Consider the following 13,323-nt stretch of genomic DNA (forward strand, 5'->3'; position numbering starts at 1 on the left):
TAAAAAAGAGTAAGTAAGGAAGACCTGCGGTAGTATGTCAACTGAGAAATAACAAAGTTTAAAGTTGCCAAAGGTCAATTTGTTTAAAAAAGGCATCACGAAACTAAACCAGTAACGAATGTAATTTACTGGAAAATAATGAAAGGTAGCGATGACAAAAATTTATGTCATTCTTTCACACACCTTCCAGGCGTAAAAAGTTGGTGGCTACGTAGTAGCGCATCCACCAATCGCACAAATTTTCTTGCGGTTAGAACGAGTGCACGTTTGTGTTGATGTTTTGGTACTTCATTATATTTTTTCACGTAATACTCTTGATAATCTGATACATGCTTTCTTACTGAATTGGCGGCTTCAACTAAGTAATAACGCAAGTAATGATTACCTGTACGGGATAATGAAGTATCTTCAGCTGTAAAACGACCAGATTGGTGCTTTCGCCAGTATAATCCAGCGTATTTGGCTATTTTTGTTTCATCGTCAAATCTTTCGATTTGGCCAATTTCAGCAATGATACCGGCAGCGAAAACAGGACCTACTCCAGGAATAGATTCAAGTGTTTGGGTCAAACCAGCCATGATTTTTTTAATAGACTTTTCTAATTCCTTGATTTGCTGTTGAAACGTACGAATGACTGCGATGGATGTACCTAAGATGACATCTATTGAATCTTCTACAACCTTATCCAAGCGATAAGAAGCTTTCACAGCTTTTTGAATGGATGCTGCTACGCATTTTGGATCACCAAAACGGTTTCGACTTTTTTCCTGTAGGAACTCAGCGAGTTCTTCTAAAGGCATATTAGCTAGTTCCTCTAAGCTGAATTTTTCAAGAAATAGTTCTGTCATGGCGCTACCAAATACGGAAGTATCCACCTCTTGTGAAAATGTATTACATTTAAAACTTAGGTGTTGAAGAAAGTGTTGTTTTTCTTTCGTTAACATTTTGACAAGTTGGTATCGTGATCGAGTTAATTGCTGCAGTGCCACGTACTGGCTTTCTTTTACGATAGACATTTGATTGCGGCCAAATCGTAAGTAATCAGCAATGACATAGGCATCAATCTCATCGGTTTTATTCATGTCAGAATAGCTTTTCTTAAAATTTGCGACTTGCTTTGGGTTTAGGAGAAATACTTTTGCTCCAAAACGCTGTAAATCTATATCATGGTGAAGAAACATAGAAGGATGAAAGCTGTAAACAGAGGTGGATTCTAGGCCAATCTTAAGGATGTCGACCTCTTTCCCTGCAACACACTGTAATAATTTTTCTTTGAGTGTAGTAGCTCCTGGTAGGTCATTACTGACCGAAAAAGAATCCAGTTTTTCTCCATCACCATTTAAAAAGCAAACTTTCATATCAAACGAACTTACATCTAAACCAACAAATAATCTCATGTAAGAGACCTCCCTTCTATATTAGAATCATTTCTTGGACGTCTCGAGATATCTCTAGTGTGTACGCCGACCAACAACCTCGTGTATGAGAGCTAGTCCTGAATCGAAAGCCGCCCTAGAGCTACTATCATCTAGGTTCGAGGGGCAGGCTGCTCAGCCTGCGAGTAGGGAGTCCCGCACGTTCACTGAGAAACACTCTTCAAATGTGGTAAATCCACAGGAGGTGAAAGAATTGTCCCAAATGATCCTACAATCATTATCTAGAAATATCTTGAGACGTCCAAGTATTTTTATTTATAGGGCTCTTATTAAGAAGAAAATCTAAGCCTGTAATAGGGCTTAAATATTAATATACGAGTGGAGGTGCAGTTATGGTATGTAGTTTTTTAAAATTGCTGGATTAATCTTAATATAATTCAGAATATTTTGTCAAATAAAAATATGACAAATAAAATGCGGATCAATAGGGGAAACTACTTGCAGAAATGGACGGGGGTTAACGACCCACTGATTAAAGTTAAAGTAGGAGCAGATGCTATGTTATTTTATTTTGAACTTGTCGTCATTTTACTTTGTACGAAATTAGCTGGTGACATTAGTGTAAGACTTGGTCAGCCTTCTGTACTTGGTAAGTTAATTGTCGGTATTATTATCGGTCCGGCTGTACTTGGTATTATTAATAGTTCTGAACTGATTGATGAATTGAGTGAGATTGGTGTTTTGTTACTTATGTTTATGGCGGGACTTGAAACAGATTTAGAAGAGTTAAATCGGAATTTGAAATCGTCGTTTGCAGTAGCGGCCGGTGGAATTATTTTTCCTTTCATCGGTGGTTATGTAACAGGATTGCTGTTTGGATTAATACAATCCCATGCCATTTTTTTAGGGTTATTACTTTGCGCAACATCGGTTAGTATTACGGTGCAGACGCTACGTGATCTAGGAAAAATGAATACGAGAGAAAGTACAACCATTTTAGGTGCTGCCGTATTTGATGATGTCATTGTCGTTATTTTATTAGCATTTGTAATGAGTTTTTTAGGAACGCAAGATGTGAATATAACACTGGTCATTGTAAAGAAAATTATTTTCTTTGTAAGTATTGTTTTTATTGCTTGGAAAGTCGTTCCTTGGATTATGAAAATGCTTGTCCCGCTTCGTGTAACAGAAGCGTTAATTAGTGCAGCTCTTATTATTTGCTTCTCTTTTTCTTATTACAGTGAAATGATGGGAATTGCAGGCATTATTGGAGCATTCGCAGCAGGAATTGCTATTTCTCAAACAGAGTATAAGCATGAAGTGGAACATAAAATTGAACCGATTGCTTATGCAATATTTGTTCCAGTATTCTTCGTAAGTATCGGAATGGAAATTACATTTCAAGGTATTGGAAGTCAGCTTTGGTTCATTATTATTATGACTCTCGTTGCGATTTTCACAAAGTTAATCGGATCCGGCTTAGGCGCAAGACTGACAGGATTTAATCGCGAATCTTCTATCAGTATTGGTGCGGGGATGGTATCACGTGGTGAAGTAGCGCTTATCATCGCAGCAAATGGACTTACGGCGAATTTATTAGCGAAAGAAAATTTCACAGCGATTGTTATTGTTGTTATATTGACGACGATTATTACACCGCCACTTTTGAAGAAATATTTTGTATAGACAGGAAGGGCTTATCTGATGTAGGTAAGCTCTTTTTTTATTCCCAAAAGCAATAATCATATAGCATGAAGGGTTTGTAATTATGGTAAAATCTATGTATGTGATATGACAAGGAGAGGGAAGTGTGAAGATTACGAAGGAGAAGGTTATCGGTGTAATCGTACTTATTGCAGTATGTATACCATTTACTGCATGGAAAGAATCAAAAGTGAAAGATTTTCCGGTTGCTATTTTTTCGGAAGAAGCAGATGGTGAGTACGGTCAGAAGCTGAAATATACTGCTTTTTTACCTGATGTTGCGATTTGGATGAACGGTTGGGAAAAGAAGTGGACAGAGGGGGAAAGAACTGTTTATCAAAAAGGGAATCGCATTGTAAATGTGTTTCATCCTCCTGGCGATGATGGTTATTACCTTCTTGAAGCAAGAGAAAATAAGTGAACGCAACCGTAAGAAGTGGAGGTTAAATAGTGAAAGCTTCAACATTACTATTTAAAATTGAAAGTAATATGGATCAATTTTCACCAGCTGAGAAGAAGGTTGCCATGTACATAATGGAGAATGCAGAGATTGTACCGAATTTAACGACGAAAGAAGTGTCAACGAATGCAGGAGCAAGTGAAGCGAGTGTCGTTCGCTTTTGTAAATCGATTGGAATCGGAAGTTTTAAAGCATTTAAGATAGCACTCGTTCGTGAATTAACGATTGCTGATTATAATATTAACGATTTTTCAGTGATGAATACAGAAGATGGACCGTATGATTTATTTAATAAAGTTACTTATGTGAATAAAGCTGCAATTGAGGCGAGTGTTACTGCAATAGATAAGAGGGAACTTGAGAAAGCAGCGGATCGTATTGTCAATGCGGGCAAAATTATATTTTACGGAGTAGGGGGATCAGCTACGCCAGCAATGGACGGGGCTTATAAATTTACGCGGCTTGGATTTACAGCGATGATGCTATCTGATTTTCATATGATGTTGCCACTTGTGACGAATTTAAAAGAAGGTGATATATTTGTTGCGATTTCAACATCTGGTCGAACGAAAGATGTGCTTGAAATGGCGCAGTATGCAAAGAGACAAGGTGCAACTGTTATTGGAATTACGAAATTAGATCAATCATCACCCCTATATAAAGAAGCGGACATTCGTCTTTGTATGCCAGATGTAGAACAAGATCATCGTATTGCAAGTATTGCGTCGAGAATGACGCAACTGAATATGATTGATGCTTTATATGTGATTACTTTCAACCGAATTGGTAATAAAGTATTGGATCAATTTATGGAGACGCGAGAAGAAGCGTTGCGGTTACGGAAGTTAAAGTAGAAGAAAAGATGAGGAGACTCATCTTTTTTATTATCTTTGACACAAATATGTCATGTTGTGAAATTTTATTTCATAAAATAAGAAAGGGTTATTGATTTTTGGTTTCTTAAAGTTATAATAAAAGTGTGAAATATAATTTCAAAGAGGGTGGAAATATGTTAGAAAATTTATCGACAGAACATCGTAATGAGAAAACAATGAATCTGGATGAAATGAGCATAAAAGAAGTATTGCAAAGTATGAATGAAGAAGATCGAACTGTTGCGTTAGCAGTTGAAAAAGAGATAGAACAAATTGAAAAGGTTGTACAGACTGTTATTAAATCTTTTGAAGAAGAGGGACGCTTAATTTACATTGGTGCTGGTACGAGTGGTCGTTTAGGTATCCTAGATGCAGTGGAATGTCCGCCGACATTTGGCACGGATGATAAAATGGTGCAAGGATTTATAGCAGGTGGATTGAAAACGTTTACTAAGGCGGTGGAAGGTGCCGAAGATCGCGAAGAGTTAGCAGAAGAAGATTTAAAAAGTATTGGATTAAATGAGAAAGATACAGTGATTGGAATTGCTGCCAGTGGCAGAACTCCTTACGTAATTGGCGGCTTGAAATACGCACAGAGCGTAGGAGCGAGTACAGCGAGTATTTCTTGTAATAAAAATGCTGAAATAAGTAAATATGCAAATTTAAATGTGGAAGTAGAAACAGGTGCAGAAATATTAACAGGATCAACGCGTTTAAAAGCTGGTACAGCACAAAAATTAGTGCTGAATATGATTTCAACAGCTTCGATGATTGGTGTAGGAAAAGTATATAAAAACTTAATGGTAGATGTTCAATCCACAAATGAAAAGTTAGTAGAACGGTCAAAACGAATTATTGTGGAAGCAACAGGCGCTAGTTATGAAGTAGCGGCAGAGTATTATGAAAAGGCAGAACGTAACGTAAAAGCTGCCATTGTTATGGTGTTGTTGCAGTGTGAGTATGGGGAAGCACTGGAGAAACTAAAATACGCAAAAGGGTTTGTGAAGAAAGCACTATAAAGTAATAGGGAGGGGGATTCTATTATGAAGAAAGAAGAGAGAATGGCCAAGGAAATTTCGGAGCAACTTGGTGGAATAAAAAATATTCGTAGTATTGCTCATTGTATGACGAGACTACGTTTAACGCTTCATGATGAAAGTAAAGTAAATATGGACCTTTTGAAAAAAGTTGAAGGCGTTATGGGTGTTATAGAAGATGAGACGCTTCAAGTTGTCGTTGGTCCAGGAACAGTAAATAAAGTAGCAGCTGAAATGGAAGGTTTGACAGGACTACGAATTGGTGAGGTAGCAGATCATCACCTTGAAGATATTGGGCAAGAGATGAAATCAGAGATTAAGAAGAAAAATAATACACCGGTGAAAAACTTTTTACGAAAAATAGGAAGTATTTTCATCCCATTAATTCCGGGGCTTGTTGCGTCAGGAATTATAAACGGGGTTGCTAACTTTGCGAAAAATGCTGGTGCTGATCCAAATGCAACGTGGTTACAAATGTTACTACTCATTGGCGGCGGTATCTTTACATTCTTAGGAATTTTAGTCGGCTGGAATACAGCGAAAGAATTTGGCGGGACACCGGTTCTTGGGGCAATTGCTGGTATTTTAATTTTCAACCCGGCGATGGCAAACGTAAAATTGTTTGGTGAAGCATTAGTGCCCGGACGGGGCGGATTGTTTGCAGTTATTTTTGCAGCATGGCTTATGGTTGTAGTGGAAAGACAAGTTCGAAAAGCAGTGCCAAACGCAGTTGGTATTATCGTGACACCACTCATTACTGTATTAGTTGTAAGTATCGTAACGATGTTAGCCATTCAGCCATTAGCAGGTTTCTTATCAGATGGTATTACGAGCGGAATTAATGCTATTTTAAATATTGGCGGAGCATTTGCTGGCGCAGTACTTGCGGGAACATTTTTACCTCTCGTTATGGTCGGATTGCATCACGGTTTAACACCAATTCATATGGAATTTATTAATCAAACACACGTAACACCTTTATTACCAGTGCTCGCAATGGCTGGTGCTGGCCAAGTGGGCGCAGCAATTGCGATTTATGTGAAAACAAAAAACAAACGACTTCGAAATGTAATTAAAGGTGGATTGCCAGTTGGCTTTTTAGGAATTGGTGAGCCGTTATTATACGGGGTGACATTACCACTTGGGAAACCGTTTATTACTGCTTGTTTAGGAGCGGCTGTCGGTGGTGCATTCCAAGCAGTTATGCAAACAGCTTCTCTTGGAATTGGCGTATCAGGGCTATCTTTAATTCCGTTAATTGCTGACAATAAATATTTACTCTATTTCTTAGGTTTAGTAATTGCATATGCTTTCGGATTTATCTTTACGTACTTCTTCGGATTTAAAGAAGAAATGGCAGAAAACATATAGAGAAAGGGATTCCTTTCTCTTTTTCTATTAATAGAAAGGGAGATTTATATGATCGGAGTTTCCATTTATCTTTCAAAAGAACGAGTAGAGAAACAAGAAGAGTGGCTAAAAGTAGCGAAGGAAAATGGGTTTACATCTATTTTTACATCACTGCACATTCCAGAAGATGATCCAAATACGTATAAAGAGTTAATTCAAATATTAGGGAAACAAGCTCTTGCACATGAAATGGAGTTAATGGTTGATGTTTCTCCAAAATCGTTACACCATTTAGGGCTAACATATGAAAATGTGGAAGAACTATTGGACTGGGGCATTACCGGTTTAAGAATGGATTACGGCATTGCGCCAAAAGAAATTGCAAGCGTATCTCATAAGATGAAAGTAGCTTTAAATGCGAGTACGATTACAAAGCCATTTTGGAAAGAATTACTTGCAGAACATATAAGAGTAGAGAATGTAGAAGCATGGCATAATTTTTACCCACGTCCAGAGACAGGACTAGCAAAGTCCTTCTTACAAAAGCAAAATCAATATTTACAGAAGTGCGGAATAAAGACGATGGCATTTATTCCAGGAGATGCGGAAAAACGAGGTCCGTTATATGAAGGGTTACCAACGTTAGAAAAACATCGCAATATGCGCCCGCTTGAAGCGTACTTAGAACTTGTTCAAGATTGTGGTGTTGATAAAGTATTGATTGGAGATATAAGCGCAAGTTTGGAAAGTATGCAAGAAGTAGCTAGTGCGAGTAGAGGGATTATTCCATTGCGTTACAAATCATTTATAACTGATAAAGAAGTATTAAAAGTGGTGGAGCAAGTGCATACAAATAGACTAGATCCGGCTCGTGATGTTATTCGATCTGTAGAATCAAGGGAAGGAAATAGAGTGGTTTTACAGCCGATGCATACAATTGTAAGAAAGAAAGGCAGCATTACAATTGATAATGAATTGTACGGTAGATATGCAGGGGAGATGCAAGTTGCTACACATGATTTACCTGTAGATGAGAAAGTGAATGTTGTTGGAATAGTTGTGGAAGAGGACGTTTCTTTACTGCCTTATATTGGCGCTGGAAAAATGTTTCAAATTTTTCTATGCGATAGAATAAAAGCTTGAATTAGCGCTATTTTGTAGGAAAACATTATCCGTAAAACGGATAATGTTTTTTTGTTTTCTTTAAAAAAGTATTTGACGAATGAAATAAAATACCGTATTGTTTTGACTTGTAAATAAAAGTTCACCATAACAAAACAAAAAGGAGAGTTCAAAATGAATCAATATATTGGGAATTTAATTATTCGTATCGTGTTAGGAGTTACGTTTTTTGCACACGGTTTAGCAAAGTTTCAATCAGGTATCGATAACGTAGCAGGATGGTTTACAAGCATCGGTTTACCAGGTGGTCTTGCATACGGCGTAGCAACAGTTGAATTAGTTGGTGGTATATTATTAATTATCGGTTTAGGTGTACGATATGTAGGATTGTTATTCGCTCTTATTTTAGCTGGAGCTATTGTAAAGGTAAATGGAGAAGCAGGTTTATTAGGAGATGGAAAGAATCCAGGATATGAATTAGATCTTGCATTATTATCAATGGGTGCGTATTTATTCGTAGTAAAAGCAGAAGGATATGTAGATCGTTTCTTAAAAGAGAAAGTAATGAAAACGAAGTAAATTTTATTTATAAATGTTGACTTGAATAATTATTGTAACTATAATGATTACAACTAATGAATTACGAATGAAACAATTTAAATATTTTTTTACACAAGATGTAACCGAATTGGTTACGTCTCGTGTAAAAATAAATAAACGGGAGGAAGTAATATGCCTAAATCAAATTTAGAAATTATTCAAAGCACGTATGAAGGATCAGCTTCTTCGAATGCAAAGCATTTAGCAGAAGCCCTCTCTGAAAAAGTGGAATGGACAGAGGCAGAAGGTTTCCCGTACGGCGGAACATATAAAGGCGTGGAAGCTATAATGAAAAATGTATTTAGCCGTTTAGGATCAGAATGGGATGCTTATAAAGCAAGTGTAAATACATATCATGAAGTAAACGGAAAAGATGTAATTGTTGCTGAAGGTATGTATTCTGGAGTTTATAAAGAAACAGGAAAATCATTTGAAGCAGAATTTGTTCATGTATGGCAGCTTGAAAATGGAAAAATCGTGAAGTTTAAGCAGTATGTAGATAGTCATATTGTTAGGGAAGCGATGAAGAGCTAATGCTTTTTAAATGGATTGTAGGTATATGTATTACCATTATGGTAATCATCTCTTCTATAGTTGGCGGAAAGAAATTGCTTGCATATGTGGAAAAAGAAAATACAAATATTCAAACCGAGCGAGCGGCAAACGAAAAAGAGAAAAAAGCTGCAGAAGAAGCCCCGCAAATTAGTGAAGGTGAAATTATTTCTACTATGCATAAAATGGTGCACCAAAAGGTAAAATCCTCTGAAAAATGGGGATTTGTAGAGATGACAAAAAAGGAAATTTCTAATGTAAAAAGAGATATTGAAAATAGTACAGGTTTTCAATATAAAATGAAGTTATTTTCTATTATAAATAGATGGGAAAAAGGAGATTTTTCTCAAACTGTTGAGGAGCATAACTTTTTATGGAGCCTTCAAGGTGGAGATACTGGCAAGGCGACGGAACGTTTATCGCCAGAAGAGGAAAAGCAGTATATAAAAGAAATGAAGAGAAAATAAAAACATCGCCAACCCAGATGACGATGTTTTTTCATTAAGAATGTTTTCGCATTAAAGGTCTAACAGGCTGAACGGCAACAGTTTTAAAATGAGAAAATAAATAACATCCTGTTACAACGACAATTGTCCCTAAAATTTGTATCCACGTTAATTCTTCTCCGAGGAATATGAATGCTAAAATGGCTGTGAAAATTGGATTGAAGTTTAGAAAAATACCTGATGTAGTTGCGCCTAATTTTTGTACACCAATATTCCAAAATACCATACAAAGAACTGTCGAAATAAGCCCAGTATATAAAAGTGATGTGATGAAAGAAGTATTCATATTTGAAACAGTGAAGCTACCTATGTTAAACGGTAGTAATAAAATAACGCCGAAAATACCAGAGTACAACGTTGCCATAAGTGGTGTAGTTGTTTTTGTTGCCCATTTACTACAAACAGAATAGATTCCCCAAATACAAACTGCTGCAATCATCCATAAATCGCCGCTATTAAAATGTAGTGAAAATAAAAGCGAGAAATCACCTTTTAATAGGACGAGGATAACCCCGAAGAATGAAAGAATCATGGATAGGATTTGAAGTGAATTTACTTTTTCTTTTAGAAATAATACTGAAAATAATGCGATTGAAATTGCATTCAATGTAGAGATAAGACCTACATTCGTAGCGGATGTTTTTTCTAATGCTAAAAATTGAAAGATGTTAAAAAGAGCGACCCCTGAAATTCCCATCAATATTAAAGGAAGTATTGCGGTACGTGGTGGAAGGATTTTCTTTTCTTTAAACCATACCATCGGTAATAAACAAACAATCGCAATCATCCATCTTAAATTTGTCAGTGTCATCGGCGATGCATGATCGACGAGTGATTTTCCAACGACAAAATTTCCTCCCCATAATAAGCTCGTTAGTAATAGTAAAAAGACGTAAAAATAAGGCATGCTAAAATCCCCTTTTTTGTAATCAATACGAATTGTAAATAATTTTAGCATTTTTCTTTATTGTGTAATATATTCTTTTGTATAATGGTGAAAACTCGATAAAATCTTTAGTTATGAATGATATTTACGGAATGATATTCAGTTTTTTGTAAGGTATAAGGTGTTTTTTCGAATAATCATCGGTAAGAAAAAAGGGGGGAATTGTAATGGAGTCGTCTGTTATTAAAGTGTTGGATGATTTGGATGTACAAATTTTAGATATATTGCAGAAGGAGTCACAAGTAAGTAATGCAGAGCTGGCACGTCGCGTTAATTTATCACCGGCTGCGATGCATGCAAGAATAAAAAGATTGGATGGGGAAGGTTTCATCGATAAGCAAGTTGCGATTTTAAATCAAGAAAGGCTTGGGTTTGATTTATTATGTTTTATTTTTATGAGTACAAATATTCATCAATTTGACAAGCTGGAAGTGTTGGAGAAAGAATTAGAATCGATGCCGGAAGTGTTAGAATGTCACTGTTTAACAGGAGAGTACGATTATTTGTTAAAGGTTGCAAATCGTGATCGTAAAGAACTAGAGCAGTTTATTAGAAAGTTGAATAAGCTTGGTATTACAAGGATACAGACAAGTTTAACACTTCGTGAAATTAAATATTCGACGGTATTGCCGATACGAAATGAGGAACCGAGCATCGATTAGATTGCTTGGTTTTTTGTTTGTATAAATTGATTGACGAGGAGAAAAGAGAGATGTATTATTATATAAAATTATGAATTAAAATTCATTTTAAGTTATAAATATTAATATTGAGGGGCAAGGGGATGTAATATGAAAATCTGTAATGCGGTGACGAGTGATGTGAAAGAAATTTATAGTCTTATTGAGGTTTATGCAAAAGAGGGAGTTGTTTTACCACGTTCTCTTTTGTCTCTTTATCAATATTTGCAATGTTTATATGTTATGAAAGAAGACGAGAGAATTGTTGGAGTTGCTGGTTTACATGTATTAGGGGAGGACCTAGCAGAAGTCCGGTCGTTAGTCGTTTCGCATACATATGCAGGAAAAGGGATTGGACGTATGTTAGTGAATCATGTCATGAATGAAGCTGCGAAAATAAAAGTGAGTAGAGTTATTTCTTTAACATATGAAACGGAATTTTTTCAAAAGTGCGGGTTTGATTTTGTGAATAGAGATGCATTGCCAGAGAAAGTATGGATTGATTGTAGGCATTGTCCAAAGGTTGATTATTGTGATGAGGTGGCGATGATTCGGTATGTTGGGTGAATTTTTCAGACAGAAAAAGTCCCACTATTATTTACGTAATAGTGGGCATCTATGTTTTAGGGGAAATTAAGAACTTGAATTCGTTTTTCTTACTGCAAACTTAAAAATGGGGTTTTTAAGTTCATAGTTATAAGTAGAACCATCGACAAGCCCTACAACTTTATCGCTATCATAAAGATCGAGCATAAATTGTGCCATTTGTTTTGCAGTGTGGAATTTTGGTACAACATTATCGTATTGGAATTCATCAATATCAAATGAACGCTTCGCGAACTCTGTTTCAGTTGCAGCAGGAGCTAAAACTTTTGCTTGCAGTTTTGCGCCTTGTTCTTTCAGTTCGTGAGACAGCCCTTCTGTAAATGCACTTACATAGAATTTCGTAGCGCAATACGTAACAGCATCAGCAACAATCGTGTATCCGCCTCCCGATGAAACGTTAATAAGCTGTGTTCCGTCAACCTTTGAATAATCTCGAACGAAAAGAGAAGAGAGTATTGTTAGTGCTTCTATATTGACATGCAACATCGTCTCGATTTTATTTAAATTTTGTTCAGCAATTGAGGCGAAATTACCAAAACCTGCGTTGTTAATCCACGTTTCAATTTGAAAAGATTGTAGGCTTTCATAAAGTTTATAAACATCTTCAGTAACAGATAAATCAGTTCTTCGAATGACAACATCCAATTCTGGATGCATTTCGTTAATTTTCAATTTTAATTCGTTTAATTCTTCTTGTCTTCGAGCTACAAGTACTAAATTTTTTCCGCGAGATGCAAATGCTAAAGCTGCTGCATAACCAATTCCGGAACTTGCGCCAGTAATAACCGTGTATTTCATATAAAATCCCCCTAAATTCAAATTCATTTATGGTTAGATTGTATTTGTTAGAGTATACTCTAAGTCAAACGTTTTTTATAAATTTGATACGGTTATAAAATATATGAGGGTAAGCATGTGAAGGGAGTTTTAGTATGTACACAATTAGCGAGGTAGCAAAATTATTAGGCGTGAGCACACATACACTACGTTATTATGAAAAGGAAAATATATTAATTGCAAATCGTGATACAAATGGAAATCGACTTTACGAAGAGTCACATATAAAGTGGTTGCAGTTTGTAATGAAATTAAAACAAACGCAAATGCCAATAGCGAAAATAAGAGAATACGCTAGATTATATACAGAAGGGGAGCATACAACAGAAGCTCGTTTACAGCTCCTAGAAGATCATAGGAAATCTATTCAGATTCAAAGAGAAAACTTAGAGGTTACAGAGAAGATGCTTGAGAATAAAATTAGTGCATACAAAAACTTATTGGAAAATAAATAGATGGTTGTTATGTGATGAAAAATGGATTTGATCTATGAGTATTTCATCATAAGTGTGCGGACAAATAAAAAAGAGCAGCTAGCAAAAGCTAACTGCTCCATTCAAGGGATCTCTCCAAGGGGGAGTGGAGAAAATATTATGTTACTAGCAGTATTGACAGATTATTAAGAAATATACAAATCAGATGAAAGAAATTTTAAATAAACTTTCGGCATTG

At 36.1% G+C, this 13,323-nt stretch carries 15 protein-coding genes; 12 read left to right on the top strand and 3 right to left on the bottom strand.

Going from position 1 to position 13,323, the window contains the following annotated elements; genetic code table 11:
* Nucleotides 1–167: 167 nt before the first annotated feature.
* The gene (locus MHH55_RS25945; protein ID WP_340880302.1) at nucleotides 168–1,397 is read right to left on the bottom strand and encodes an IS110 family transposase; all 1,230 of its coding nucleotides are present in this window, start codon (nucleotides 1,395–1,397) and stop codon (nucleotides 168–170) included.
* Nucleotides 1,398–1,838: 441 nt separating this feature from the next.
* On the opposite strand from MHH55_RS25945, the gene MHH55_RS25950 reads away from it, so the two are divergent.
* From MHH55_RS25950 to MHH55_RS25990, 9 genes are all read left to right on the top strand, one after another.
* Nucleotides 1,839–3,062, top strand: a complete 1,224-nt coding sequence (locus MHH55_RS25950) for a cation:proton antiporter (RefSeq protein WP_063245573.1) — start codon at nucleotides 1,839–1,841, stop codon at nucleotides 3,060–3,062.
* A gap of 124 nt (nucleotides 3,063–3,186) precedes the next feature.
* A complete protein-coding gene (locus MHH55_RS25955) occupies nucleotides 3,187–3,501 on the top strand; it encodes an outer surface protein (RefSeq protein WP_078187200.1) in 315 nt (104 codons plus the stop codon).
* A 29-nt stretch (nucleotides 3,502–3,530) separates the two neighbouring features.
* Nucleotides 3,531–4,394, top strand: coding sequence for a MurR/RpiR family transcriptional regulator (locus tag MHH55_RS25960; RefSeq protein WP_000648173.1), 864 nt, complete (start codon nucleotides 3,531–3,533; stop codon nucleotides 4,392–4,394).
* 155 nt (nucleotides 4,395–4,549) lie between these two features.
* The gene (gene murQ / locus MHH55_RS25965) at nucleotides 4,550–5,434 is read left to right on the top strand and encodes an N-acetylmuramic acid 6-phosphate etherase (RefSeq protein ID WP_078187201.1); all 885 of its coding nucleotides are present in this window, start codon (nucleotides 4,550–4,552) and stop codon (nucleotides 5,432–5,434) included.
* Nucleotides 5,435–5,458: 24 nt separating this feature from the next.
* The gene (locus MHH55_RS25970; protein WP_078187202.1) at nucleotides 5,459–6,823 is read left to right on the top strand and encodes a PTS transporter subunit EIIC; all 1,365 of its coding nucleotides are present in this window, start codon (nucleotides 5,459–5,461) and stop codon (nucleotides 6,821–6,823) included.
* Nucleotides 6,824–6,871: 48 nt separating this feature from the next.
* A complete protein-coding gene (locus MHH55_RS25975; protein WP_075677774.1) occupies nucleotides 6,872–7,945 on the top strand; it encodes a DUF871 domain-containing protein in 1,074 nt (357 codons plus the stop codon).
* Nucleotides 7,946–8,098: 153 nt separating this feature from the next.
* Complete coding sequence (locus MHH55_RS25980; RefSeq protein ID WP_078187203.1) at nucleotides 8,099–8,503, top strand: DoxX family protein; 405 nt, start codon at nucleotides 8,099–8,101, stop codon at nucleotides 8,501–8,503.
* A 153-nt stretch (nucleotides 8,504–8,656) separates the two neighbouring features.
* Complete coding sequence (locus tag MHH55_RS25985) at nucleotides 8,657–9,058, top strand: nuclear transport factor 2 family protein (protein WP_078187204.1); 402 nt, start codon at nucleotides 8,657–8,659, stop codon at nucleotides 9,056–9,058.
* The gene (locus MHH55_RS25990; protein WP_000897995.1) at nucleotides 9,058–9,543 is read left to right on the top strand and encodes a PRK06770 family protein; all 486 of its coding nucleotides are present in this window, start codon (nucleotides 9,058–9,060) and stop codon (nucleotides 9,541–9,543) included. Before MHH55_RS25985 ends, MHH55_RS25990 begins: the two co-directional genes overlap by 1 nt.
* 34 nt (nucleotides 9,544–9,577) lie before the next feature.
* Here the strand turns inward: MHH55_RS25990 and MHH55_RS25995 are convergent, their stop codons facing one another.
* Complete coding sequence (locus MHH55_RS25995) at nucleotides 9,578–10,489, bottom strand: DMT family transporter (RefSeq protein ID WP_078187205.1); 912 nt, start codon at nucleotides 10,487–10,489, stop codon at nucleotides 9,578–9,580.
* 206 nt (nucleotides 10,490–10,695) lie between these two features.
* On the opposite strand from MHH55_RS25995, the gene MHH55_RS26000 reads away from it, so the two are divergent.
* The gene (locus MHH55_RS26000; protein WP_078187206.1) at nucleotides 10,696–11,190 is read left to right on the top strand and encodes an Lrp/AsnC family transcriptional regulator; all 495 of its coding nucleotides are present in this window, start codon (nucleotides 10,696–10,698) and stop codon (nucleotides 11,188–11,190) included.
* Between the two features lie 129 nt (nucleotides 11,191–11,319).
* Nucleotides 11,320–11,775: an N-acetyltransferase gene (locus MHH55_RS26005; protein ID WP_000686669.1), complete on the top strand. Its 456-nt coding sequence runs from the start codon at nucleotides 11,320–11,322 to the stop codon at nucleotides 11,773–11,775.
* 66 nt (nucleotides 11,776–11,841) lie between these two features.
* Here MHH55_RS26005 and MHH55_RS26010 read toward each other — a convergent pair whose 3' ends face one another.
* Nucleotides 11,842–12,612, bottom strand: coding sequence for an SDR family NAD(P)-dependent oxidoreductase (locus tag MHH55_RS26010; protein WP_078187207.1), 771 nt, complete (start codon nucleotides 12,610–12,612; stop codon nucleotides 11,842–11,844).
* Between the two features lie 134 nt (nucleotides 12,613–12,746).
* On the opposite strand from MHH55_RS26010, the gene MHH55_RS26015 reads away from it, so the two are divergent.
* Entirely contained in the window at nucleotides 12,747–13,106 is a 360-nt protein-coding gene (locus MHH55_RS26015; RefSeq protein WP_000288068.1) for a MerR family transcriptional regulator, read from the top strand.
* Nucleotides 13,107–13,323: the final 217 nt, after the last annotated feature.

It is taken from the genome of Bacillus sp. FSL K6-2944 (genome assembly GCF_038005385.1).
GTDB lineage: Bacteria > Bacillota > Bacilli > Bacillales > Bacillaceae_G > Bacillus_A > Bacillus_A cereus.

Coding starts and splice junctions, on each gene's coding strand:
- MHH55_RS25945 (WP_340880302.1), bottom strand. CDS start 1,397: ATGAGATTATTTGTTGGTTTAGATGTAAGTTCGTTTGATATGAAAGTT.
- MHH55_RS25950 (WP_063245573.1), top strand. CDS start 1,839: ATGACAAATAAAATGCGGATCAATAGGGGAAACTACTTGCAGAAATGG.
- murQ (WP_078187201.1), top strand. CDS start 4,550: ATGTTAGAAAATTTATCGACAGAACATCGTAATGAGAAAACAATGAAT.
- MHH55_RS25970 (WP_078187202.1), top strand. CDS start 5,459: ATGAAGAAAGAAGAGAGAATGGCCAAGGAAATTTCGGAGCAACTTGGT.
- MHH55_RS25975 (WP_075677774.1), top strand. CDS start 6,872: ATGATCGGAGTTTCCATTTATCTTTCAAAAGAACGAGTAGAGAAACAA.
- MHH55_RS25980 (WP_078187203.1), top strand. CDS start 8,099: ATGAATCAATATATTGGGAATTTAATTATTCGTATCGTGTTAGGAGTT.
- MHH55_RS25985 (WP_078187204.1), top strand. CDS start 8,657: ATGCCTAAATCAAATTTAGAAATTATTCAAAGCACGTATGAAGGATCA.
- MHH55_RS25990 (WP_000897995.1), top strand. CDS start 9,058: ATGCTTTTTAAATGGATTGTAGGTATATGTATTACCATTATGGTAATC.
- MHH55_RS25995 (WP_078187205.1), bottom strand. CDS start 10,489: ATGCCTTATTTTTACGTCTTTTTACTATTACTAACGAGCTTATTATGG.
- MHH55_RS26000 (WP_078187206.1), top strand. CDS start 10,696: ATGGAGTCGTCTGTTATTAAAGTGTTGGATGATTTGGATGTACAAATT.
- MHH55_RS26005 (WP_000686669.1), top strand. CDS start 11,320: ATGAAAATCTGTAATGCGGTGACGAGTGATGTGAAAGAAATTTATAGT.
- MHH55_RS26010 (WP_078187207.1), bottom strand. CDS start 12,612: ATGAAATACACGGTTATTACTGGCGCAAGTTCCGGAATTGGTTATGCA.
- MHH55_RS26015 (WP_000288068.1), top strand. CDS start 12,747: ATGTACACAATTAGCGAGGTAGCAAAATTATTAGGCGTGAGCACACAT.